The following is a 21,960-nucleotide window of genomic DNA, read 5'->3' as shown; positions in this document are numbered from 1 at the left end:
AGGCCCGCACATAGCGGGCCTTTTTTGTAACTCTTTATCTGTCCATCAATACAAAACTGACAACTGACAACTGACAACTGACAACTGACAACTGACAACTAGCTAAGAAACATCCGCTGTACAGCCTGCCAGAGCTGTTTTTTGCGGCCGGCATCGTACTCCAGCATATCAATTTCACTCGCTCCGAGGTAGGCCGTGTCGCCGTAGAGCAGTACGGGCTCGTAAGGCTGGGTGGTGTATACGGCTACGTCGAGCAGGTTTTTGCCGAAAGCCAGAATCTGGCGGGCGGCAATTTCGCGGCGCAGGCTGCACAAAGCCACGGGGTATTTCTCGTGCTCCACGTTCACCAGCACCACGTCCTCCATCACCAGACGCAACGCCTTGAGCAGGTTGTTGAGGAACACGTTGCGCGGCAGCTTACGGAACTGCTCCGCCGGTAGCCGCACCAACAGCACCAGACCGTGCGGGTTGCTGCCCAGCGTACTGAACGGGATATGGGCTACCGGCGACTGAGTGGGGGTAGGCTGCACCCGCCCGGCCGGAGCCGGAGCCGCGGCTGGCAGGTTGGCCAGTGGTAGAGTGCCCAGCGGCTGCGTAGTGACTGGCGCCGCGGCCGGCGCAACCGGCGCAGGCGCAACCGGCGCAGGTGAGGGCAGAGGTTGCGCAGCGGGCTGCACCGCAGCTACTGGTGGCGCAGGGGGTGGTACGCTGGGTGGAACGGGTGAGGCTGCTGCGGGAGCCAGTGGTGCGACGGCTTCCGCAGCAGTTTCTACCAACCCGGGCACTGGCTCCGTAGTTACCGGAGTATTCGCCTCCGGTACCACGTACAGAGCCGCTCCGGTGTAGAAGCTCTGGAAAAAAGAAAGAGTGGCAGCAGTGTCCATAACAGAGTGGTCGGCGAATAGGGGATGCGGAAGCCTCCGCCAAGGAGGGGCTTACTCCAGGCCTTCGAACAGGGCTTTCAGCTCGGTAGCTTCGTGCGGAGCCATGCGGCCGCCCAGTACCAGGCGCAGCTGCCGCCGCCGCAGTGCCCCTTCATAGAGAGCAATTTCCTCGGGGGTGGAGGGCACAGCCTCCGGAACGTCAATCGGACGACCCGATTGGTCCACGGCCACGAAGGTGAGGAAGGCCTCATTACTCTTGATTTTGGTGCCGCTGGGAATATCCTCGGCCCATACGTTGATGTGCACCTCCATGCTGGAGCTAAAGGAGCGCGTCACCTGCGACTCCAGGGTAACCACGCTGCCCAGCTTGATGCCCTCCCGAAACGAGACGTTATCCACGGAGGCCGTTACCACGATGCGGTTGGAGTGGCGCTGAGCGGAAATAGCCGCGCATACGTCCATCAGGTGCATCATGCGTCCCCCCATCAGGTTATTGAGCGTGTTGGTATCATTGGGGAGGACCAGTTCCGTCATCCGGACGAAGGAGTCTTTTACGGGCTTTTGTTTACGCAGCATTGGTGTTGGGTAGTATGATACTGCAAAGGTACTCTGCGGCGGGATTCTGAAGTGGAGAGGTGGAGAAATAGTAAGCCGCTTGTGTGTCATCCTGCGTGCTTGCCTGCTGCGCTACAGACTCAGGCTAACAGTATCAACCACCTAACTATTCATCTACTGCTTGGCCCAGCCGGCCTGGCCCAGCAGCGGCACAAACCGAAACTCTTCCAGTTCCTGGCGGGAAAACTCCGTCTCACTTTCCCGTACCACGCGCATCATGCGCTGGCTGGTTTCATCGCCTACCGGGATAACCAGGGCCCCACCCACGCGCAGTTGCCGCAACAGGGGGCGCGGTAGCACGGGCGCACCGGCCGTCACCAGAATCTTATCGAAGGGCGCGTGCTGGGGCAGGCCCATTGACCCGTCGCCGCAGAACAGGCGTGGGGCCCGGCCCATAGTTGCCAGCCGGCGGGCCGTGCGCTCAAACAGCACCTCATTGTACTCGATGCTGCATACGTGGGGCGTGAGCTCCAGCAGCACGCTGCACTGGTAGCCCGAGCCCGTCCCGATTTCCAGCACCCGGTCGGTGGGCTGCACCTGCAGCAGCTCCGTCTGGTAGGCTACCGTGTAGGGCTGGGAAATAGTCTGGCCCTCACCGATGGGAAAGGCCTTATCCTGGTAGGCGTGGGGTTGGAAGGCCGACTCGAAAAACAGGTGGCGCGGTACCGTGCCGATGGCCGCCAGCACCCGCTCGTCGCGGATGCCCTTGCGGCGCAACTCCTCCACCAGCGTGCGGCGCATTCCTCGGTGACGGTAGGTATCGGCAGACATCAGAAAGGGCGACAGGGAAAAACGGGTGGGTGAGAGGCGGGGTGCCGGATTGCGGGGTTTTCCTACCTTTGCGCAACTTTCAAAACGGCCCCAACGGGCCGGCGCAGCCCTTCCCGACGCGTAAAATTACGGCGCGGGGCGCATAAAATCACCCCAGGTACCGGCCCGGCCGGGTAGTTCATCTGCTCTTGATTCGTACTCTCCAAAAACTGAAGCTGATAGCCGCCGATTTCGGCGCGGCCCTGTTGGCGTGGGTATGTTTTTTTCTGCTGCGCAAATACCTGCTGCGCGAAATCACCGGTGACTACCACTTTACCGCTGATGCGGCTTTTCTCTCCGGCTCGGCCCTGATGATTGCGACGTTCTGGACGGGCCTGTACGCGCTGCTGGGCGAGTACCACGATATTTTCCGGAAGTCGCGCCTGGCCGAGCTGATTCGGCTGGGGCGGGTGTCCATCCTGGGGGCTATCCTCATCTTCTTCGTGCTGCTGCTCGACGACCAGGGCGTGCAGAACTACCGCAGCTACTACAAAACCATTTCGGCGTATTTCCTGCTGCACTTCTCCCTTACGGCCATTCTGCGCCTCTGGGCCGTGAGCAGCGTGCAGAAGCTGGTGCGCGGGGGCGTTATCACCTTCAACACGCTGCTGGTGGGCTCGGGCGCCCTGGCCCGCGACACGGCCCGGGAGCTGCGCCGCACCGGCCGCCACCTGGGGCTGAAGCTGGTGGGCTTTACTCCGCTGAGCGACGTGGTGGATGCCGAGCTGGTCGCTGAGCTACCCGCCCAGGGCACGTTCCGGCGGCTGCCGGCCCTTATCCGGGCTCTGAACATCGAGCAGGTAATTATTGCCATTGAGCCCAGTGAGCACCGCACCATTGAGGAGATTCTGACGCTGCTGGCCGGTACCCCTGCCCGGGTGAGTATCCTGCCCGATTTGTATCAGATGCTGCTAGGCTCCGTGAAGGTGAGCCACGTGTTTGGCACGCCGCTCATCGAAATCAAGCAGGAGCTGCTGCCGCTGTGGCAGCGGGTGCTCAAGCGGGTGCTCGATGTGGTATTGTCGGGGCTGTTTCTGCTGCTGGCCTGGCCGGTGTACGCCTTCACGGCCGTGATGGTGAAGCTTTCCTCGCCCGGGCCGGTGTTCTACTCGCAGGAGCGCATTGGGCGGGAGGGGCGGCCCTTCCGCATCTACAAGTTCCGCTCGATGTACGTGGATGCGGAAAAAATGGGCCCCGCCCTCAGCTCCGACCACGACCCGCGCATCACGCCCTGGGGCCGTTTTATGCGCAAGGTGCGCCTCGATGAGCTGCCCCAGTTCTGGAACGTTATCAAGGGCGATATGAGCATTGTGGGCCCCCGCCCTGAGCGCCAGTATTTCATCGACCAGATTGTGCAGATTGCCCCCCACTACCGCCACCTGCACCGCGTGCGGCCCGGTCTTACCTCGCTGGGCCAGGTGAAGTACGGCTACGCCGAAACTGTGGCGCAAATGGTAGAACGCCTCAAGTTCGATATCCTCTACATCGAAAACATGAGCCTGGCGATGGACTTCCGGGTGCTCCTCTACACGCTGAAGATTATCGTGGAGGGGCGGGGCAAGTAGAAATTTAATTCTGAGAGTTGAGTGCTGAATTATGAATTGAAGCCGGCTGAAAACTGCGGCGGGCTTCGGGAGTTACTTCATCACTCATCACTCATCACTCATAATTCAGCAGCTGTGTTCACCGGCATCATTGAAACCCTTGGCACCATCACCGATGTGCGCCGCGAAGGCACCAACATCCATTTTACCGTGCAGTCGGGCTTTGCCCAGGAGCTGAAAATCGACCAGAGCGTGGCCCACGACGGCGTGTGCCTCACGGTGGTGGCCGTGGACGGCATGGCTGGCACCCACGTGGTAACGGCCATCGACGAGACGCTGCAGAAAACCAACCTGAACGCCTGGGCTCCTGGCCGCCGCGTAAACCTGGAACGGTGCCTGGCCGCCAACGGCCGCTTCGACGGCCACATCGTGCAAGGCCACGTAGACCTCACGGCCGAGTGCGAGTCGGTGGAAGACCAGAACGGCAGCTGGCTGTACCGGTTCCGCCACGCGCCCGGCCCCGGCCGCGTGACGGTGGAAAAAGGCTCCATCTGCATCAACGGCACCAGCCTCACCTGCTTCAACAGCACCGACGACGGCTTCTCCGTGGCCATCATTCCCTACACCTACGAGCACACGACCTTCCAGGACCTGCGCCCCGGCCACCAGGTAAACCTGGAGTTCGACATCGTGGGCAAGTACGTGGCCAAGCTGCTGGGGAAGTAGGATGCAAACCCTTGGCTTGCTACAACGGTTAACCGCGGAAAGGCAGTGCCGCCACACGTATGGAAATCGACCATATATTCATCTTCTCCGATTCGCCGAACGTAGCTGCGGCGGAACTGCTGGCACTGGGCCTGACGGAAGGAAGCAGCCGCGTGCATCCGGGACAGGGAACAACCAACCGGAAGTTCTACTTCCAGAACTTCTTTTTAGAAATCCTGTGGGTGCATGATGTAACTGAAATTACCAGCCCGCTGCTACTGCCTACCCGGTTGTGGGAGCGGGCTCAGTACGCTGCCACGGGAGCTTCGCCGTACGGTCTGTGCCTGGTCAATACGCCGGATACGGATTCGGTTTTCGCGGATGCGCTGGTGTACCAGCCCCAATATTTCCCACCGGGCCTGACCGTCGACGTGCTGCCCAACGCGCACAATCATGCGTTGCCCTGGCTGTTTCGGCTACCATTCAAGGGCGCTAAAACGGCCACTACCGAGCCCACTCAGCACTTGGCTGGTTTGCAGCAACTCACCCACGCCCACTTCGGACTACGCCACTTTGCCGCCGATGAACCAGGCTTACAACAGTTGGTTGACCAAACTCAGTTCAGCTTCAGGGCGGCCGCTGAAAACAACCTTACGCTCACCTTCGACGGGCATCAACAAGGCCAGACGAAAAAGGTGGAGGCGTTGAATCTGACAATTTGCTATTAGCTGATTCAGAATGCGTAGGGTATGGTAGCCGAGTAAAACGGCTCCGACTAAAAAACGTCCTACTGCGGCCGTAGCGTGATGGTGCGAGACAAAGGCTATGTGCTATGCTTGCCCAAACCACCGCACCGCCAGCCGCTGATACGCCCAGGCGCAGAGCCAGGCCAGGCCGGAGCCGAGCAACGCGCCGGCCAGCACGTCGGAGGGGAAGTGGGCGGCCAGGTACATGCGGCTGTAGCTTACCAGGCAGGCCCAGCCGAACAGCAGCCACTTGGCCACGCGGTAGCGCCGGGGCAGCACCAGGGCCACGAATACGGCCAGCGCAAAGGCATTGGCCGCGTGCGAGGAAATGAAGCCGAACTGCCCACCGCAGCCGTGAATCAGGTTGAGCGTGGCCGAGAGGTCGGGGTCGTGGCAGGGGCGCAGGCGGGCGAAGTAGGGCTTAAAGAAGCGGCTGGAAATAACGTCGGCCAGGGCCACGCTCAGGCCCAGCAGCGGCAGCAGCAGCCACGCCCGGCGCTGGTACAGGTAGGCCAGTACCACCAGCAGCACGAAGTAGGCCGGAAACCACACCAGCCGCTCGGTAAAGAAAATCATCCACGTATCCAGCCGGGGCGTGCGGTGGGCGTTGGCCGCTACCAGCAGCCAACGGTCGAGGGCCTGCAGCTGCTTTAGCACGCCGCGGAAGGCTGAGCGGCCAGCCAGTTAATGTCCTTGCACAGCCACTGCAGGGTGTCGGCCTCGGGCGAGCCGGGAGCGGGCTGCAGGTTGTAGTGCCACTCGCACTGCGGAGGCAAGCTCATGAGGATGCTCTCGGTGCGCCCCCCGGTTTCCAGCCCGAAGCGCGTGCCCCGGTCGAAGGCCAGGTTGAACTCGGCGTAGCGGGCCCGGCGCACCAGCTGCCACTGTTTCTGGGCGGGGGTGTGGGGCAGGGCGGCGTTGTGCTGCATCAGGGCCGTGTAGGTGCGGCCGTACACCTCGGCCACGTCGCGCACAAAGGCAAACAGCTCCTCGGCCGATGCTTCCTTGCCCACCACCAGCCGGTCGAAGAAGATGCCGCCCACGCCGCGGGTTTCCTGGCGGTGGGGCAGGAAGAAGTACTCGTCGGCCCACTGCTTGAACCGCTCATAGTAGCCCGGGTGGTGGCGCCGGCACACCTCGGCAATCTGCTCGTGAAACCAGCGGGCCTGCTCCACGTCCACATAAATCGGGGTCAGGTCGAGCCCGCCGCCAAACCAGGCCTCGCCGTTGCCGGCCTCAAAGTAGCGCACGTTCATGTGCGAAATGGGCACGCGGGGGCTGCGCGGGTGCTGCACCACCGATACGCCAGTGGCGAAGTAGTTGGGGTCGGGCATGAGCAGCACGCGGGCGGCCTGCTCGGTCATGCGGCCTTCCACGCCCGAAAAATTCACCCCGCCTTTCTCAATAACGGCCCCGTCGGTAAGTACCCGGGTGCGGCCCCCGCCGCCGCTGTGGTGCTGCCAGGCATCTTCCCGGAAGCGGCCCGGGCCGTCGGTGGTTTCGAGCTGCTGGCACAGCCAGTCCTGAAACTGCCGCATCCAGTGCTCCACCGTGTCGCGGAAGCGGGTGTGGGGCTGGGGCTGCGGGAAAGGGGATAGTGCGGGAATCTGCATGCCGGAACGGGGCGGTGATACAAGCCGCAAAGGTAGGCAATGAACGTCATGCAGAGGCCGGAGGCCGAAGCATCCCGCGTGCTGAGGTTGCAGTAGTACTCCTGATGTCAGCCGAGCGGGATGCTTCGCTGCTGCGTGATTGGCAGAATGCCCGGCATAGAGCGCTGCTTCTTCCCCGACAGGCTCATTGCATGCTGGTCAGTCATCATCCCAATCAACACAAATTGCTGCCCGCCTAAAGTAAAACCCGGCCTGCCGCGTCTGCCTGCGCGGTCCGGGGCGTATTTCCGGCTTGTTTGCTTCTATGTTTTCAGTTTTCGGTCAGAACCCAACGGCGGAATTTCAGCGCCGCTTTACCGGCTTAGCCAATTACCGCGGCGGGCGGTTTGAGAACCTGGGGGGCGTGCGGTTCAGCCCCCGCGAGGCCCCCATGGGGCAGATGCTGCGGGATTTTCTGCGGCGGCCCCGCACCGTTACCCCGTCGCGGCCCGTGCCCACGGTGGCCACCAGCCTGCACCAGCCCGCCACCGCCGCACCCACCATTATCTGGTTCGGGCACTCGTCCTACCTGATTCAGGCCCGGGGACTGAACATTCTGGTTGATCCGGTGCTGAGCGGGGCCGCCTCGCCGGTGCCGTTTGCGGTGCGGGCCTACCCCGGCGCCGACGCCTACCAGGTAACCCACCTGCCGCCCATCGACGTGCTGGTGCTCACCCACGACCACTACGACCACCTCGATTACGCCACCGTGCGGGCCCTGCAGCCGCGGGTGCGGCACGTGGTAACGTCGCTGGGCGTGGGCAGCCACCTGCGGGCCTGGGGCTACGCGCCGGAGCAGCTAACCGAGCTGAACTGGCACGAAACCGCCACGCCCGTGCCCGGCGTGCAGCTCACGGCCACCCCGGCCCAGCATATGTCGGGCCGCAGCCTCAAGCCGCAGCGCACGTTGTGGGCCTCGTTTGTGCTGCAGCTGGATGCGTACCGGCTGTTTCTGGGCGGCGACAGTGGCTACGGCCCGCACTTCCGCGCCATCGGGGAGCAGTACGGCCCCTTCGACGTGGCCCTGCTCGAAAACGGCCAGTACAACCTGAGCTGGCACGCCATTCACTGCCTGCCCGAGGAAACCGTGCTGGCTGCCCGGGAGCTGGGCGCGCGGCTGCTGCTGCCGGTGCACTGGGCCAAGTTCACGCTGGCCTACCACCCCTGGAACGAGCCGGTGCAGCGGGTGCTGGCCGCCGCCGACGCGGCGGGTCTGCCCGTCACGGTGCCCCGCATCGGCGAGCCGTACACGCTGGGCGCGGCCCCGCTACGGGAGGCGTGGTGGGCGTTTGATTGATAATTAGCCTATTTACACGTCCTGAATGTGATGGTAGGTTTTTGAATAAGCAAGGATGCCGCACGCCGACTGCCGTATAAAAACACCGTTTGCTTTACCTGATACTGTTCCCCGTTATCCAGGTCAAAGCTGCCGAAAAACAAGCCGTGGGCTTGAACCTCAATCCGACCTCTTGCAGGGATTATCATCACTTGTGGGAGCGTAGTAGCATCACCACAAGTTCTTGCAAGTCGGGGTGGCTCAAGTGCGGTAATGCTCGTAAAATCGCCAAAGCCAAGTCCTGCCGGATGGATGGTAACGGGTTGAGTATTTGGATTGGAGAAAATGTACGTAAGAATAGGCGTCCCATCTACGCAGGATGGAAATCTTACATCTACCGATACAGGTTGAGTTTGGTGCCTGAAAGGCAAGCAGCTTCCACAAAACAATAAGCTGATTGTCAGGTGCAAGTGCTTCATAAAATTAAGCTCGGAAGAGTTCCTTGCGCAGGACCAGCAGAACCAGCGGCTCGGGCTGACGCGGGATGCCGAAGCGCGGGTCGGTGGGGAATTCCACGGTTTCGCCGGTGGGCCGGAAGCCCAGGCGCTCGTACCAGGCCAGCAGCTCGTGGCGCACCGAAATGACGGTGATGCGGATGCCGGTGCAGCCCTGCTGGCGGGCAAAATTTTCCGCGGCCGTAACCAGCTGCCGGCCGAGGCCCTGCGCCTGCCGGGTCGGCTCCACCGACAGCATGCCCAGGTACAAATCGGCTCCCTGGGGCTGCAGAAACACGCTGCCCACCAGCTCGCCGGTGCTGGTGCGGGCCAGCAGAAACGTGACGCCGGGCGTGTGGAGCTGGGCGCGCAGGTCGGCTTCGTCGGTGCGCTGGCCGGCCAGCAGGTGCGATTCGGTGGTCCAGCCCTGCTCGGAGGCCTCGCCCCGGTAGGCGCGGTTTACCAGGCGGTTGAGGGCGGGCAGTTCGGCTTCGGAGGCGGGGGAGAAGAAGAGGTCGGAGGCAGACATGGGACAAAAATAGGCAGGGTTACGCGGATGCATAAACCCACCTTGTCTTGTTAAAGGGCCAACCATCCGGCTGAGCACCCGAGGCGGCAGGCGGCAGGCCTGGCAGAACCTGTTTCGCCGGCGGGGTTTCCATCAGCTCCTCCGTTACCCGCTGCTTCACCTCCGTCCAAACCTGTAACTTCGTGCCCGCACCCACCACCCGCACATGACTACTGAAACTGCTGTTTTGCCCGAAACTGAGTTTACTGCCGCCCACCCCGATGGGACAACCCTGCGCCGGGCCTACCGCCTGATGCACACGGCCGCCGAAATGGCGCGCCTTTACGAAGAAAACAAGGCCGTAACGGCCCGCTACGTGCACGCCACGGCCCGCGGCCACGAGGCCATTCAGCTGGCCGCCGCCTTCCAGCTCACCGGCTCCGACTACGCCGCCCCGTACTACCGCGACGATGCCATGCTGCTGGGCTTCGGGCTGGAGCCCTACGAGCTGATGCTCCAGCTTATGGCCAAGCGCGACGACCCGTTCTCGGGCGGCCGCACTTACTACAGCCACCCCTCGCTGCGCCGGGCGGGCCTGCCCACCATTCCGCACCAAAGCTCTGCCACCGGTATGCAGGCCATTCCGGCCACCGGCGTGGCCCAGGGCATGAAGTATCTGGAAGGCCAGCAGCTCACGCCCCGGGGGGCCGCGGGCCCCGCCGACCGCCCGCTCGTGCTGTGCTCCATCGGGGATGGGGCCATGACGGAGGGCGAAGTGGCCGAGGCCCTGCAGATGGCCGCCCTGCACCAGCTACCCATCATCTACCTGGTGCAGGACAACGAATGGGGCATTTCGGCCACCGGCCGCGAAATGCGCAGCATGGATGCCTACGAATTTGCCGCCGGCTTCAAAGGGCTGCACCGGCTGCAGTGCGACGGGGCCGATTTCGTGGCCAGCTACGCCACCCTCGCCGAGGCGGCCGGGTACGTGCGGCAGCGCCGCGGGCCGGTGCTGGTACACGCCCGCTGCCCGCTGCTGGGCCACCACACCAGCGGCGTGCGCCGCGAGTGGTACCGCGGCGACAACCTGGCCCAGCATAGCCAGCAGGACCCGCTGCCCCGCTTCCATCAGCAGCTGCTGGCGTTGGGCCTGGCCGAGGAAGAGCTGCAGCAGCTGGCCGCCGACGCCCGCGCCACCGTGCAGCAGGACTACGAGCGCGCCCTGGCCGCGCCCAACCCCGACCCGGCTACCTTCCAGGACCACGAGTTTGCCCCGCCCGCCGTGACGCAGGAAGCCGGTGAGCGGAGCCCCGCCGGGGCCGACAAGGCTCTGATGGTGGACGCGGCTTTGCACGCCGTGGACGATATTCTGCAGGAATTCCCGGAGGCGTTGTTCTACGGTCAGGACGTGGGCGGGGAGCTGGGCGGCGTGTTCCGCGAGGCCGCCCTGCTGGCCAAAAAGTACGGCGACGCCCGCGTGTTCAACACCCCTATTCAGGAAGCCTACATTGTGGGCAGCACCGCCGGCATGAGCGCCGTGGGGGCCAAGCCCATCGTGGAAATCCAGTTTGCCGACTACATTTGGCCCGGCCTGAACCAGCTGGTGGAGGAGCTCAGCAAATCGTGCTACCTCTCCAACGGCCAGTTTCCGGTGCAAAGCCTCATCCGGGTGCCCATCGGGGCCTACGGCGGGGGCGGGCCCTACCACTCGGGCTCGGTGGAAAGCACGCTGCTCACCATCCGGGGCATTAAGGTGGTGTACCCCAGCAACGCGGCCGATATGAAGGGCCTGATGCGGGCCGCCTTCCTCGACCCCAACCCGGTCATCATGCTGGAGCACAAGGGCCTGTACTGGAGCAAGGTGCCCGGTACCGAGGATGCCAAAACCGTGGAGCCCGCCGCCGGCTACGTGCTGCCGCTGGGCCAGGCTGCCGTAGCCCAGGAGGCCGCCCCCGATAAGCTGCGCAACGGCGAAACCTGCGTGGTGATTACCTACGGCATGGGCGTGTACTGGGCCAAAACCGCCAGCCGCCAGCTGCCCGGCCAGGTTGAAATCCTGGACCTGCGCACCCTCAACCCCCTCGACTGGGAGGCCGTGCAGGCCGCGGTGCGCCGCCACGGCAAGGCCCTGGTGCTCACCGAGGAGCCGCTGCTCAACTCCTTCGCCGAGAGCCTGGCCGGCCGCATCCAGCGCCACTGCTTCCGCCAGCTCGATGCGCCGGTGTTCACGCTGGGGGCCGCCAACCTGCCCGCCATTGCTCTCAACGTGGAGCTGGAAAAGCAGATGCTGCCCAACCCCGACAAAGTACTGGCTGCTTTGCAGGAGCTGCTCAGCTACTAGCCCACGCAGGCATACCAAAAAGGCGGCCCCTCCACTGGAGGGGCCGCCTTTTGTATATTCCGGAAGGGATTAGAAGGGGTAGCCGATGCCCAGGTTGAAGGCCGACTGGTCTTCGCGCAGGCTGAACTTGCGAATCACCCACTTGTTGCCGGTTGCCGAAGGGTCGTACACCTTGGTGGCCACGTCGAGGCGCAGAATCAGGAAGTCGAAATCAAAGCGGAAGCCGATGCCCGAGCCCACGGCAAACTGCCGGTAAAACTCATTCAGCTTGAACTCTGCCCCCGGCCGCGGGTCGTTGCGCAGGGTCCAGACGTTGCCGAAATCCGTGAACAACGCCCCTTTGATAAAGCTGTAGATGGGGAAGCGGTACTCCACGTTGCCTTCCAGCAGCACCTCACCCGGCTGCTCCGTGTTATAGTCGCGCACGGTGGAGGTTGTGCCATCGGAGTTCCGGATGGTGCGGGTGGTGGCGTAGGCCCCGGGACCCAGGCGGCGCGGTTTCCAGGCCCGGACGCTGGTGCTGCCCCCCGCAAACAACGACTTGTCGTACGGAATCAGGTACAGCGTCTCCCGGATAGCGTTGGAACCATCCTTGTTCTGGGTGATGATATCGGTGCTGGTGAGGGCCGTGGCGATACCGCCCGCCAGCCGGTACACAAAATAAGTATTGGGCGAAAACTTGAAATAGCGGCGGTAGTCGGCCGTAAATTTCCCAAAATCATAGATTTTGAGTTTGTTACTGCCAAAATCCTCGCGGTACGTGGTCAGCGGCTCCTGCTGATACAGCCCGCGGGTGAGGCCGCCTACTTCCGCAAACAGCCGCAGGTACTGAGCATCCCGGGTCTGGGTGAAGTCGTTGGAGTTATAGAGATAAGAGGCGCTGATGCTGGGAACGAACAGGTTATCGAAGCTACGGTACAGGGGGGAGCCCTGGTTGAAGCGTAGCCGCTGCAACAGGTTCTGGAAAGCCGTATCGATGGAAGCTGTCCGGATGATGCTCACGTCGATGGGCGTCAGCACAATCTGGGCGTAGGTGGAGGGCTGCCAGAGGTAGTCAAACGTGCCCTCCACGTTGGTGCGGGTGTACTCCGGGCGGCGCACGTAGGTGTACGCCATGTTGATGCGGGTGCGCGGGTTGTAGCGGGCGAAGTAGCGCCCGCCCTGCCAGGGCACCAGAAACCGGGGCAGTACCAGGTTTACATTGGCCCCCAGCTGGGTAGTAAGCTGGCTGCGCAGGTTCGAGGACTGAATGTCGCTCTGGTTGAGGCCCGTCAGGTTATACTGTCCTTCAAAGCCGGCCCGCACCCCGAACTCCAGCACCTCGGCCCCGCCAAACACGTTGCGCACTTTCAGCCGTACGTTGCCGAACGGCCCTACTTTCTCGGCCACGTAGGTACCACCGAACTCAGTGGTTTCCTGAAATTTCTTGGCCGGCGAGGCATTCACGGTGGCATCCAGCAGACCCTGGGTCGAGTCGGTCAGGGTTGCAGTGCCCCGCACGCGCCGGTAGGTAACTGTGCTGAACCGGAACATATCCAGGCTGCTGAGCTGGCGCTGGGTTTGCTGGGTTTTGGCCAGGCTATAGGGCTGCCCCGGCCGCACCAGCAGCTTCCGGTCAAGGGCGCGGGTGCTGAAGCGGTGCCGGTAGGCCAGGTAATTCACCGAGTCGCGCACCAAGGTGTCGCGCTGCTGCCCGAAACGCACGATGCCGGCATCCGTAATAAAGTTTACGTTCCGGATGGTATACAACCGGTGCTGCCCGCCGCGGGCGGGCTTGCTGATGAGGGTGCGCAGGCGCACGGTGGTAGGCGCAAAGCTGGTATCGGCTTCCAGGGTAATGTACTGCTCCCGGAAATCAAAGTAGCCCTGGTTTTTCAGCAGGGTTTCAAGGCGGCTGCGCTCCGAGCCGATAATTTCCTCATCGTACTGCTGACCCACCCGCAGCAGGCTCTGGGGCTGGCTGGCCAGTACCCGCCGGGCCACGGCCGAGTCGGCAATGTCATAATCCAGCTGGGCGTAGTGGAAGGCTGGGCCTTCCTGCACCCGGTACGTCACCGTCACGCGCTGCGAATCAGCGTGAAACGGCGACTTGAGGGCAAAAATCCGGAAGGGTGCAAACCGCTCAGTCGGAACGGTATCGGTGGCTGACACGGAGCTGCGGAAGAAACCCTTCGACTTAAGGTAGATGCCCAGCTGCTGCACCGAGGCGGCCGTGAGCGAGGAGTCGTAGATAACCGGGGCCTCCCCCAGGCGCATGACGGCATTGCCCTTGTCCAGGGCCAGCTGGTGGCGGCGGGTATGCCGGTCGCGCTTGGTGAGCAGCTTGCCCACCTCGGCCGAGTCGGTGGCGGCTGCTTTCATCAGCTGGTCGTAGCGGGTGCGGTCCTCGTCCAGCTTCTGTTGAATGCGCCCGGGGTTGTAAAAGGAGCGGCCTAGCTGGTAGATGGCTACCTTTGGCAGCGGAAAGGTGCTGTTGGGCTTCTGCTGCACCAGCGCCTGCATCCGTTCCGAATCGGCCTGCTTGGCTCCTTCTATTTTCACGCGGCTCAGCAGGCGCTGGCCGGGTTGAAGCAGGCGGGTAGGTGAGCAGGCGCTCAAACCGCCGGCCAGCAGCAGCGTGCCCAGCCGCAGCCCGGTTCTTTTTTTATTCACTAAATGCCCCTCGAAAGGGCCTCCGTTTACTTGCGCCAATGGTTTCAAAAGCAGTAGCGAAATATGTGCACGCGCTGCACCTGAAGAAGTATCGAACCCGGCACGGCGCGTTCCTGGTAGAGGGCGGCAAAAGCGTGCGGGAGCTGCTAAGTTCCGGCATTCTAACGGAACGGCTTATCCTGACGGCTGAATTCGCGGAGAAAATCAGTGACGAGCTACCCGCCAGCGTACCAGTTGATGTGGTTTCGGCCGAGGAACTAACGCGCCTGAGCACGCTCAGCACCAACAATACCGCGTTGGCCGTGGCTCAGCTGCCCCAGGAGAAGCCCTTGCCCAACCCCGCCCGGGAGCTGGTGCTGGCCCTTGACGAAGTGCGCGACCCGGGCAACGTGGGCACCCTCATCCGGCTGGCCGACTGGTACGGGCTGGCCGGCGTGGTGTGCTCCGATACCTGCGCTGACCCCTGGGCCCCCAAAACCGTGGCCGCCACCATGGGCTCCTTCACCCGGGTGCCGGTGTGGCAGCGCAACCTGCCCGAGTGGCTGGGCAGCCTGCCCCCGGAGCTGCCCGTGTACGGCGCCGACCTGCACGGCGACAACGTGCACCGCCTCACGCTCCGGCCCACGGGCGTGCTTATCATGGGCAGTGAAAGCCACGGCCTCACGCCGCCCGTAGAAGCCTGCCTCACCCAGCGCCTGCACATTCCCGGCCGGGGCCAGGCCGAAAGCCTCAACGTAGCGGTTTCAGCCGCCATTTTGCTGGATAACTTCTACCGGAACGAGCGGTGAAACAGTGGGGTGGTGAAATAGCGAAATGGTGAGTTTGACGTTCCACCGGGCCTGATGGCGCAAGCGGAACGTCAAACTCACCATTTCACCACCTCACTGTTTCACCGCTAATTCAGCAGCGAGAAGCCAAAGCTGAGGGTTTGGGCCTGGGGGCCGCGGTTGTTTTTAAACGTGTCGTTGAGGTTGTATTTCACGAACAGGTCGATGCCCCGGATGCCGACGATGCCCTGCACGCCGTACTGGAAGTCTTCCAGGTTGTAGCTGCCCCGGTCCTTATCTTTTTTGGTGGTGCCGCCTTCCTGGTACTTGATTTTAGTGTGGGAGCCCAGGCGGTAGCCCACAAACCCGCCCGCCCCGAGGCGAAACGCATCTTTACCATTCTTGTCCTGGAAGTTGAGCATGGGCATCAGAGGCAGGTTGATGCTGGTGACGGACAGCTTGCTTTTCTCCAGGTCGCGCCCGAGCTCAGGTTTTACCAGGGTAGTTACGCCGTTGGTGTTGGCGAACTGGTAGTTGCCATCCAGCATGTAGTTGTTGAAGGCCAGCTCCGGGCCGGTGCGCAGGAATAGCGCAGAGCCCTTGCGGCCAACCCGGATATCATAATGCCAGTTGAGGCTGAGGTAGCGGGAGGCAATGGGCCGCAGGTCGGGAGTGACACCATTGGCATCGGCTCCTTTATTTACCAGCGCATTCACGCCCAGGTCAATGTCGAAGTTGCTGTGTACGGAACGGTTGGCGTATTCCTCGCGCTTGGCCTGGCGCTGCGCATTCCGGATGGAATCGGAAGCGGGCGTGGAGCCCACCCGCACCGATACCCGGTCGGAGCCGCCGTCGGTGTTTTCATCCACTGATACCCCGAACACCCGGCCCAGCGTCACGTCCACGTGGTCGGCCGATTTGGTGGTTTTCGCGCCGGTGCCCTGGTTGCGCACCGTGATGCGGATTTGCTCGGGTACCTGCTTGCCGGGCTGCTCCTTGGCGGGGTAGAACTCCATGGTTACCTGCTCCGACTTGGAGTTTTTGCCGGCGGCTTCGGCCTGGGTAATGTAGCCGTCCAGCAGCACCAGCAGGGAGTCCAGCTTGTACTGGCGCAGCTCCCGCAGCTGGGCCTTGTTTTTCACGAACAGCGTCATGCTGGCCTGGTTGGGCAGCTTCACCACAATAGTGTCGTCGTTGGCCGCGCGAGGGGGCGTGAGGCGGGTGAAGTCGGAGGCCTGGGCGGCGGAGGCAGCACCCAGCAGGAGGGCGGTGAGGAGAACGGGGAGGCGTTTCATGACAAAAGGCGCTGAAAGCGGGAGAGTTAGAGTTGAATGACTTTGGTGAGCGTGTGACCCGCCACGCGGGCCTGCACCGTCACCGTTTCGGGTAAGCCGGCGGCCGTGAGGCTCACCTTTTCACCCTGCACCACGTTGCGGGCCTGCCGGAGCAGGGCCACCAGCCGGGGCCGGCGAGCCGGAGCTACGGGCGCAGCCGGAGCGGCGGCGGGCCGTACTTCCACCTCAATGGGGCCGGTAGCGGCCACCGTGCGGGCGGGTAGCTCCGTGGGGGCCTGGGCCAGTGCCTGCGCCGGAGCGAGTGGCTCAGGCGTGGCGGGCAGCTGCTGAGGAGCAGCGGGCTCCGGGGTAACCTGGGCCACGTCTTGGCGCAGGGTTGAAGCGCGGGGCCGGCTGGGCCGGCGGGCTACCAAAACCGGGTCCGGTTGTACACCCTCGGACGGGGTTTTGACAGTGGGCGCCGCAGTGGCCACTGCGGCAGTCGGCTCGGTGGCCGGGGCTTCTGAGGGGCTAGATGGAACCGTCGGGGTGGGGGTTGCCTGGGGCTGAGAAAAAGTTGAAGAAGTTGAAGCAGCGGCGCGGCGCGGCGTGGTAGCAGCCAGCTCGGGACGGCCATTCTGCGGGCCCGCGCCGTTTTGCAGCGTCCACCAAAGGCCGCCCAGCAAGGTCAGCAGCGCCACCGAGGCGGCGGCCAGCCACAGTACCGGCCGCCGCTTGCGGGGCCGGATTTCGGCTTCGATTTCGGCCCAGATAAAGGCCGGCGGGGTGGGCGCGTGGTCCGCCAGCTTCTCGCGGAACAGCTTGTCAATATCTTCGGGGTGCATGGCTTAGTAGCTGTAGAGGGTGGTAGGAGTGGGCCGGGCCTGCGCCCCGGCTACCGCCAGGCGGCGCTGGAGCATGGCCCGGGCCTTGCTGAGCTGCGACTTGCTGGTGCCTTCCGAAATACCGAGCAGCTCGCCGATTTCGGGGTGGGTGTAGCCTTCCAGCGCGTAGAGGTTGAAGACGGTGCGGTAGCCGGCCGGCAACTCGGCCAGTAACGCCAGCATATCCTGGGCGTTGAGCTGGCTTTCGGCTTCGGCGGCGGTGGCCGGCACGTCGTAGGTTAAATCATCAATGGCCATGTGCAGCGGCTCCTTGCGGCGGAGCATGCCCAGGGCCTCATTCACCACGATGCGCCGGATCCAGCCTTCGAAGGAGCCTTCGTGCCGGTACTGGCCCAGGGCCCGGAATACTTTGGTGAAGCCCACAATCAAGGCCTCCTCCGCATCTTCACGCCGCCGCAGGTAGCGCAGGCACACAGACAGCATCAGGCCCGCAAACCGCTCATAGAGTAGCTTTTGGGCCCGGCTACTGCCCTCGCGGCAGGCAGCTATAAGTTCTACTTCAGTCACGGAAAGAAAGGGTAAAGTGCAGTCAGAAGCAGGGCGTTTGGGAGGCTAGATGGCAGGAAACGGCGGACAGTTGCCTGGCTACTCAAAAAAAACTTACCAACATAGCCGGGAGAAATCTGCTGGAAAAATACCGGCTTTATTCAACAATCGGGGAGGGAAATCTGTCTATATTATGTACCAACATATATTCGTTCGCTATGAAGACGATGCAAGGAAGAGTATTGGTGATTACCGGGGCAGCCATGGGTCTGGGCCTGGCCGCCGCTAAAGAGCTGGCGAGCCGGGGTGCCAGTCTGGTGCTGGTTGACTACAATGAGCAAAGCCTGCAGGAAGCCCGCGAGGCTATCAGCCAGGAGTTTCCGGCGGTAGAAATTCTGACGGTAGTGGCCGACGTATCCGACGAAACGGCCGTGCAGCATTACGTGCAGGAAACCGTGGACAAGTTTGGCCGCATTGATGGGTTCTACAACAACGCGGGCATTGAGGGCAAGCAGGCCAGCATCACGGAATACGATGTGGCCGTGTTCAAGAAGGTTATCGATATCAACCTGATGGGCGTGTACTACGGTCTGCGCTACGTGCTGCCCGTGATGCAGCGCCAGGGCTTCGGCCGGATTGTAAACGTGGCCTCGGTGGGCGGCATCCGGGGCGTACTCAACCAGATGCCCTACGTGGCCAGCAAACACGCCGTGTCGGGCATGACCAAGAACGCGGCCCTGGAATACGGCCGCTACGGCATCAGCACCAACGCCATTGCGCCCGGGGCCATTCTCACGCCCATGGTGGCCGAGGCGTTTAAGCAGGTCAATCCCTCTGACCCCAAACAGGCCGAGGCCCGGTACGCCAGCAACAACCCCACGCGCCGCCTGGGCCAGCCCGAGGAAGTAGCCAAAGTAGTGGCGTTCCTGCTGAGCGACGATGCCTCTTACCTGAACGGCCAGACCATTGCCATCGACGGCGGCGAGTCCAATATGTACGGCAACGCCGAGTAGCTTTCGGCAAGCTTTATAACGCAAAAAGCCGCCGTGCCCAAGGCATGGCGGCTTTTGTGTGTACTTACGATTAGGCTAGTACTGCCCCACGCTGAGCATTACCAGCGTGCAGGCTTCTTCGGTTTGGATGCCGCGCTGGTGGGCCAGCTCCTCCAGCTCCGGGTTTTCGGTGCCGGGGTTGAAGATGATGCGCTTGGGGTTCAGGTCCAGGATGTAGTCGTACCAGGCGGGCTGGTTTTGGGGGCCTACGTACAGCGTCACGGTGTCCACATCCGCGGCCGTGGGCCGGTCGTTGCGGATTTCCAGGCCGGCCACGGAGCCTTTGCGGATACCCACGGGCACTACCTCGTGGCCGTGGTTTTTGAGCTGGTGCACAGCCCGGTAAGCATAGCGGGCGGGATTATCGGTAGCACCCAGTACCAGGGTCTTTTTCATGACTCGTTTATCGTTGTGGATTGTTGATTTTTCGTCCGTTACCTGGCTGACCAGAGGCACTGCTGCCTGTGCAGGATGGTGACTTTAACGCATAAATCATGCAGAAGACCGATTCATGCGCCAAACCCCGCCCGAAAAACGAAAAACCAACGACAAAAAACTCAAAAGCCCGCCAGCACCGCCTCCGCGCACCGTTCCCCGTCCATAGCCGCCGACACGATGCCGCCGGCGAAGCCCGCACCTTCGCCGCAGGGGAACAGGCCCCGCACCTCGGGGTGCTGCAGCGTGTCCCGGTCGCGGGGGATGCGCACGGGCGAGGAGGTGCGGCTTTCCACGCCCACAATCTGGGCCATGTTGGTGGCGTAGCCGGGTATTTTGCGGCCGAAGTTCTGAAAACCCTGGCGCAGCCGTTCCGCCAGCCCAGCACCCAGCACTTTATCCATTGGTACCGACACGAGGCCGGGCTGGTAGCTGGTTTCCAGCAGGCTGGCAGATACTTTTTTCTTCAGAAAGTCGCCCAGCAGCTGGGCCGGGGCTACCTGGGTGTTGCCGGCCAGCAAGCAGGCCCGCTGCTCAATTTCCTGCTGAAAGCGCAGGCCGGCCAGGGCTCCGTACTGGCGCACATCCATATCCTCCAGCTCCACGGCGGCCACAATGCCGGAGTTGGCAAAGCGCGAGTCGCGGCGGCTGGGGCTCATGCCGTTTACTACCACCTCGCCGGGGGCCGTGGCGGCGGGCACGATAAAGCCGCCCGGACACATGCAGAACGAAAACACGCCCCGCTGCCGCTGCTGCCACTGGGTTTGGTGCACCAGCGAGTAGGAGGCCGCCGGCAGCTGGCCCCGGTTCTGGCGGCGGTACTGGGCTTGGTCGATGAGTTGCTGGGGGTGCTCCACGCGCACGCCCAAAGCAAAGGGCTTGGCTTCGATGAGTACCCCGCGCCGGTGCAGCAGCTCATACATATCCCGAGCCGAGTGGCCGGTGGCCAGAATCACGGCGTCGGCCGTCAGCTCCTCGCCGGTGCTGGTAACCACGCCGCGCAGGTGCTTGCCGGTCAAAATCAAATCATCCACGCGGGTGTCGAAGCGCACCTCGCCGCCGGCCTCGCGCACACTGTCGCGCAGGGCGGCTACCACGTAGGGCAGCTTGTTGGTGCCGATGTGGGGGTGGGCGTCCACCAGAATATCGGGGGTGGCACCGTGCTGCACCAGAATCCGCAGAATCCGCTGAATGTCGCCGCGCTTGGTGGAGCGGGTGTAGAGCTTGCCATCGGAGTAGGTGCCGGCCCCGCCTTCCCCGAAGCAGTAGTTGCTGTCGGGGTTCACCACGTGCTCTTTGTTGAGGGCAGCCAGGTCGCGGCGGCGGGTGCGCACGTCTTTGCCGCGCTCCAGTACAATGGGTTTGATACCCAGCTCAATGGCCCGCAAGGCGGCAAACAGCCCGGCCGGACCCGCGCCCACAATCAGTACCGAGCGGGTGGCCTGGCTGACGTTGGGGTAGCTGAACCAGGGGCCGAACAGCTCGGCGGGCGGGGCGGCGCGGTAAATATCGGCGCGGAGGCGTATGAGGGGCTGCCGGCCGCGGGCATCAATGGAGCGTTTGCGCAGGTGCACAAAATCGGCCTGGCCGGGCACGAGGCCGGCGGCATCGAGCAGGGCCCGGTAGCGGGCCAGTTCATCATAGGCCACTTCCGGGGGCAGAAGCAGCTCAATTTCCTGGGGGGAAGCCATAGCTGAGAGGTGAAAGGGAGTTAGCCTTTGAACCGAAACGGGTACGCAAGGGGCGGCAAAGATACGCAGACAAGCCTCCCGTTGCGGCCGGGCCAGAGCTGAAATCCGGCGGGCAGCAGGGGAGGCTTGCGCAAATGGGGTACTGAACGCTAATTGTTGGTCAGCGAGGAACTGCCCTTACTGCCCTTCGTCCGGGGCCAGAACTGCTCGATGGACTCGTTGAACTGCGCCAGCACTTGATTGCGCACTTCTCCGGAGGAGTGGCGCAGCAGCTGGCCCAGTAAGTGACGGTACATTTCGGTGGTTACTTCCAGACCTTTAGCGCTGACCAGGCCGTGGTGCAGCAGGTCGCAGTTGGCGGCCACCGAATTGGCCAGAGACTCAGTAAGTTCTTCCCGGGCCTGGTCAGCATCCCGGAATGACTGTTCCAGACGCTTATTTATAGGAGAAGTAGAGGGCTGCTCGTGAGACATAGTGAAGAATGGAAGAAACGGGGAGTGGCAAGCAAACCGCCAACACAGGCTAAATAGTTCGGGATAACTCGAAAAATTCTTGCCTGCGTCCCATTCCGCCGGGCGCCCGTTTCTCCATTCACTGCACGGCAGCACTACCGCGGGCGTAGCGGCTCAGCCTCCGCCGGCAGAATCCGGACGGGCTGCTTCTGGTCGTTGATGGCCACGAAGGTGAACAGCCCCGAAACGGCCCGGTGGCGCTCTTCGGAGTACATCTGCTCCACAAACAGCTCCACCCGCACCTTCAGGCTGGTGGTGCCCACGTGCTCCACCCGGCCAATCAGCTCCACCAGCGTACCGCCGGGAATCGGGTGGGTGAAATCCACTTTGTCGGAGGAAACCGTGACCATTTTGAGGCGGGAGAAGCGGGTGGCCGTGATGAACGCCACCTCATCCATCAGGTGCAGGGTGGTACCCCCGAACAGGGTGTCGTAGTGGTTGGTGGTGTTGGGGAATACGGCCTTGAAGATGCGGGTTTCGGCCTGGCTGATTTTCTCGTCGAGGGTAAGCATGGGTGAAAGGGAAAAAGGTGAAGAATAACCTTCCCGGCCCGCTTTTCGGGGGCCTCTTTTCCCAAGGTGCTTACCCGGTGTTCTGCCCACGCCTCCGCC

The 21,960-nt window shown here is 62.9% G+C and carries 21 protein-coding genes; 7 read left to right on the top strand and 14 right to left on the bottom strand.

The features are described 5' to 3' along the window. Positions 1–98: 98 nt before the first annotated feature. The 3 genes from ACN19L_RS03100 to ACN19L_RS03090 all read right to left on the bottom strand — a co-directional run bounded on the left by ACN19L_RS03100 (position 99) and on the right by ACN19L_RS03090 (position 2,270). Positions 99–884, bottom strand: coding sequence for a hypothetical protein (locus ACN19L_RS03100; RefSeq protein ID WP_426492087.1), 786 nt, complete (start codon positions 882–884; stop codon positions 99–101). A gap of 51 nt (positions 885–935) precedes the next feature. Further along, positions 936–1,460, bottom strand: coding sequence for an acyl-CoA thioesterase (locus ACN19L_RS03095; protein ID WP_426492086.1), 525 nt, complete (start codon positions 1,458–1,460; stop codon positions 936–938). A gap of 153 nt (positions 1,461–1,613) precedes the next feature. Then, positions 1,614–2,270 (bottom strand): protein-L-isoaspartate(D-aspartate) O-methyltransferase, encoded by a 657-nt coding sequence (locus ACN19L_RS03090; RefSeq protein WP_426492085.1) that lies wholly within the window; start codon positions 2,268–2,270, stop codon positions 1,614–1,616. 188 nt (positions 2,271–2,458) lie between these two features. Here ACN19L_RS03090 and ACN19L_RS03085 point away from each other — a divergent pair, with 188 nt between their 5' ends. From ACN19L_RS03085 to ACN19L_RS03075, 3 genes are all read left to right on the top strand, one after another. Continuing rightward, on the top strand, positions 2,459–3,874 hold the full coding sequence (locus ACN19L_RS03085; protein WP_426492084.1) for a sugar transferase: 1,416 nt from the start codon (positions 2,459–2,461) through the stop codon (positions 3,872–3,874). 114 nt (positions 3,875–3,988) lie between these two features. Then, positions 3,989–4,579 (top strand): riboflavin synthase, encoded by a 591-nt coding sequence (locus tag ACN19L_RS03080; protein WP_426492083.1) that lies wholly within the window; start codon positions 3,989–3,991, stop codon positions 4,577–4,579. 59 nt (positions 4,580–4,638) lie between these two features. Beyond that, positions 4,639–5,286 (top strand): VOC family protein, encoded by a 648-nt coding sequence (locus ACN19L_RS03075; protein ID WP_426492082.1) that lies wholly within the window; start codon positions 4,639–4,641, stop codon positions 5,284–5,286. 102 nt (positions 5,287–5,388) lie between these two features. Here the strand turns inward: ACN19L_RS03075 and ACN19L_RS03070 are convergent, their stop codons facing one another. Next, positions 5,389–5,961 carry a phosphatase PAP2 family protein gene (locus tag ACN19L_RS03070; protein ID WP_426492081.1) on the bottom strand — a complete coding sequence of 191 codons (573 nt, stop codon included), beginning with the start codon at positions 5,959–5,961 and terminating at the stop codon, positions 5,389–5,391. Next, a complete protein-coding gene (gene hemF, locus ACN19L_RS03065) occupies positions 5,955–6,917 on the bottom strand; it encodes an oxygen-dependent coproporphyrinogen oxidase (RefSeq protein ID WP_426492080.1) in 963 nt (320 codons plus the stop codon). The genes ACN19L_RS03070 and hemF overlap by 7 nt, the downstream gene beginning before the upstream one ends. A 304-nt stretch (positions 6,918–7,221) precedes the next feature. Here hemF and ACN19L_RS03060 point away from each other — a divergent pair, with 304 nt between their 5' ends. Further along, entirely contained in the window at positions 7,222–8,253 is a 1,032-nt protein-coding gene (locus tag ACN19L_RS03060; RefSeq protein WP_426492079.1) for an MBL fold metallo-hydrolase, read from the top strand. A gap of 462 nt (positions 8,254–8,715) precedes the next feature. On the opposite strand, the gene ACN19L_RS03055 is transcribed toward ACN19L_RS03060, so the two are convergent. Next, on the bottom strand, positions 8,716–9,255 hold the full coding sequence (locus ACN19L_RS03055; protein WP_426492078.1) for a GNAT family N-acetyltransferase: 540 nt from the start codon (positions 9,253–9,255) through the stop codon (positions 8,716–8,718). A 205-nt stretch (positions 9,256–9,460) separates the two neighbouring features. Here ACN19L_RS03055 and ACN19L_RS03050 point away from each other — a divergent pair, with 205 nt between their 5' ends. Next, a complete protein-coding gene (locus ACN19L_RS03050; protein ID WP_426492077.1) occupies positions 9,461–11,575 on the top strand; it encodes an alpha-ketoacid dehydrogenase subunit alpha/beta in 2,115 nt (704 codons plus the stop codon). Between the two features lie 69 nt (positions 11,576–11,644). Here ACN19L_RS03050 and ACN19L_RS03045 read toward each other — a convergent pair whose 3' ends face one another. After that, on the bottom strand, positions 11,645–14,227 hold the full coding sequence (locus ACN19L_RS03045; RefSeq protein WP_426492076.1) for a BamA/TamA family outer membrane protein: 2,583 nt from the start codon (positions 14,225–14,227) through the stop codon (positions 11,645–11,647). A 38-nt stretch (positions 14,228–14,265) separates the two neighbouring features. Here ACN19L_RS03045 and ACN19L_RS03040 point away from each other — a divergent pair, with 38 nt between their 5' ends. Further along, positions 14,266–15,015 (top strand): TrmH family RNA methyltransferase, encoded by a 750-nt coding sequence (locus ACN19L_RS03040; RefSeq protein WP_426492075.1) that lies wholly within the window; start codon positions 14,266–14,268, stop codon positions 15,013–15,015. A gap of 107 nt (positions 15,016–15,122) precedes the next feature. On the opposite strand, the gene ACN19L_RS03035 is transcribed toward ACN19L_RS03040, so the two are convergent. Genes ACN19L_RS03035 through ACN19L_RS03025 form a run of 3 tightly spaced genes read right to left on the bottom strand, consistent with a single transcriptional unit; the run spans position 15,123 to position 17,680 of the window. Continuing rightward, entirely contained in the window at positions 15,123–16,289 is a 1,167-nt protein-coding gene (locus ACN19L_RS03035; RefSeq protein WP_426492074.1) for an outer membrane beta-barrel protein, read from the bottom strand. Positions 16,290–16,315: 26 nt separating this feature from the next. Beyond that, on the bottom strand, positions 16,316–17,113 hold the full coding sequence (locus ACN19L_RS03030) for a hypothetical protein (RefSeq protein ID WP_426492073.1): 798 nt from the start codon (positions 17,111–17,113) through the stop codon (positions 16,316–16,318). Positions 17,114–17,116: 3 nt separating this feature from the next. Further along, positions 17,117–17,680 carry an RNA polymerase sigma factor gene (locus ACN19L_RS03025; RefSeq protein ID WP_426492072.1) on the bottom strand — a complete coding sequence of 188 codons (564 nt, stop codon included), beginning with the start codon at positions 17,678–17,680 and terminating at the stop codon, positions 17,117–17,119. 197 nt (positions 17,681–17,877) lie between these two features. Between ACN19L_RS03025 and ACN19L_RS03020 the strand changes: the two genes are divergently transcribed. Then, on the top strand, positions 17,878–18,672 hold the full coding sequence (locus ACN19L_RS03020; protein ID WP_426492071.1) for an SDR family oxidoreductase: 795 nt from the start codon (positions 17,878–17,880) through the stop codon (positions 18,670–18,672). A gap of 75 nt (positions 18,673–18,747) precedes the next feature. Here ACN19L_RS03020 and ACN19L_RS03015 read toward each other — a convergent pair whose 3' ends face one another. From ACN19L_RS03015 to ACN19L_RS03000, 4 genes are all read right to left on the bottom strand, one after another. Then, on the bottom strand, positions 18,748–19,107 hold the full coding sequence (locus tag ACN19L_RS03015; RefSeq protein WP_426492070.1) for a CoA-binding protein: 360 nt from the start codon (positions 19,105–19,107) through the stop codon (positions 18,748–18,750). Positions 19,108–19,268: 161 nt separating this feature from the next. Beyond that, positions 19,269–20,837, bottom strand: a complete 1,569-nt coding sequence (locus ACN19L_RS03010) for an NAD(P)/FAD-dependent oxidoreductase (protein ID WP_426492069.1) — start codon at positions 20,835–20,837, stop codon at positions 19,269–19,271. Positions 20,838–20,986: 149 nt separating this feature from the next. Next, on the bottom strand, positions 20,987–21,310 hold the full coding sequence (locus tag ACN19L_RS03005) for a hypothetical protein (RefSeq protein ID WP_426492068.1): 324 nt from the start codon (positions 21,308–21,310) through the stop codon (positions 20,987–20,989). A 134-nt stretch (positions 21,311–21,444) separates the two neighbouring features. After that, positions 21,445–21,861: an acyl-CoA thioesterase gene (locus ACN19L_RS03000; protein ID WP_426492067.1), complete on the bottom strand. Its 417-nt coding sequence runs from the start codon at positions 21,859–21,861 to the stop codon at positions 21,445–21,447. Between the last annotated feature and the right edge of the window lie 99 nt (positions 21,862–21,960).

Origin of the sequence: Hymenobacter sp. 102, from assembly GCF_049949205.1 — a bacterium.
Taxonomy (GTDB): Bacteria; Bacteroidota; Bacteroidia; order Cytophagales; family Hymenobacteraceae; genus Hymenobacter.
This window is presented reverse-complemented; position numbering and strand designations above follow the sequence as displayed.

What these genes read in the sequence shown, in the direction of transcription:
- ACN19L_RS03100 (WP_426492087.1), bottom strand. Translation starts at nt 884, where the DNA reads ATGGACACTGCTGCCACTCTTTCTTTTTTCCAGAGCTTCTACACCGGA.
- ACN19L_RS03095 (WP_426492086.1), bottom strand. Translation starts at nt 1,460, where the DNA reads ATGCTGCGTAAACAAAAGCCCGTAAAAGACTCCTTCGTCCGGATGACG.
- ACN19L_RS03090 (WP_426492085.1), bottom strand. Translation starts at nt 2,270, where the DNA reads ATGTCTGCCGATACCTACCGTCACCGAGGAATGCGCCGCACGCTGGTG.
- ACN19L_RS03075 (WP_426492082.1), top strand. Translation starts at nt 4,639, where the DNA reads ATGGAAATCGACCATATATTCATCTTCTCCGATTCGCCGAACGTAGCT.
- hemF (WP_426492080.1), bottom strand. Translation starts at nt 6,917, where the DNA reads ATGCAGATTCCCGCACTATCCCCTTTCCCGCAGCCCCAGCCCCACACC.
- ACN19L_RS03060 (WP_426492079.1), top strand. Translation starts at nt 7,222, where the DNA reads ATGTTTTCAGTTTTCGGTCAGAACCCAACGGCGGAATTTCAGCGCCGC.
- ACN19L_RS03055 (WP_426492078.1), bottom strand. Translation starts at nt 9,255, where the DNA reads ATGTCTGCCTCCGACCTCTTCTTCTCCCCCGCCTCCGAAGCCGAACTG.
- ACN19L_RS03050 (WP_426492077.1), top strand. Translation starts at nt 9,461, where the DNA reads ATGACTACTGAAACTGCTGTTTTGCCCGAAACTGAGTTTACTGCCGCC.
- ACN19L_RS03040 (WP_426492075.1), top strand. Translation starts at nt 14,266, where the DNA reads ATGGTTTCAAAAGCAGTAGCGAAATATGTGCACGCGCTGCACCTGAAG.
- ACN19L_RS03035 (WP_426492074.1), bottom strand. Translation starts at nt 16,289, where the DNA reads ATGAAACGCCTCCCCGTTCTCCTCACCGCCCTCCTGCTGGGTGCTGCC.
- ACN19L_RS03030 (WP_426492073.1), bottom strand. Translation starts at nt 17,113, where the DNA reads ATGCACCCCGAAGATATTGACAAGCTGTTCCGCGAGAAGCTGGCGGAC.
- ACN19L_RS03020 (WP_426492071.1), top strand. Translation starts at nt 17,878, where the DNA reads ATGAAGACGATGCAAGGAAGAGTATTGGTGATTACCGGGGCAGCCATG.
- ACN19L_RS03015 (WP_426492070.1), bottom strand. Translation starts at nt 19,107, where the DNA reads ATGAAAAAGACCCTGGTACTGGGTGCTACCGATAATCCCGCCCGCTAT.
- ACN19L_RS03010 (WP_426492069.1), bottom strand. Translation starts at nt 20,837, where the DNA reads ATGGCTTCCCCCCAGGAAATTGAGCTGCTTCTGCCCCCGGAAGTGGCC.
- ACN19L_RS03005 (WP_426492068.1), bottom strand. Translation starts at nt 21,310, where the DNA reads ATGTCTCACGAGCAGCCCTCTACTTCTCCTATAAATAAGCGTCTGGAA.
- ACN19L_RS03000 (WP_426492067.1), bottom strand. Translation starts at nt 21,861, where the DNA reads ATGCTTACCCTCGACGAGAAAATCAGCCAGGCCGAAACCCGCATCTTC.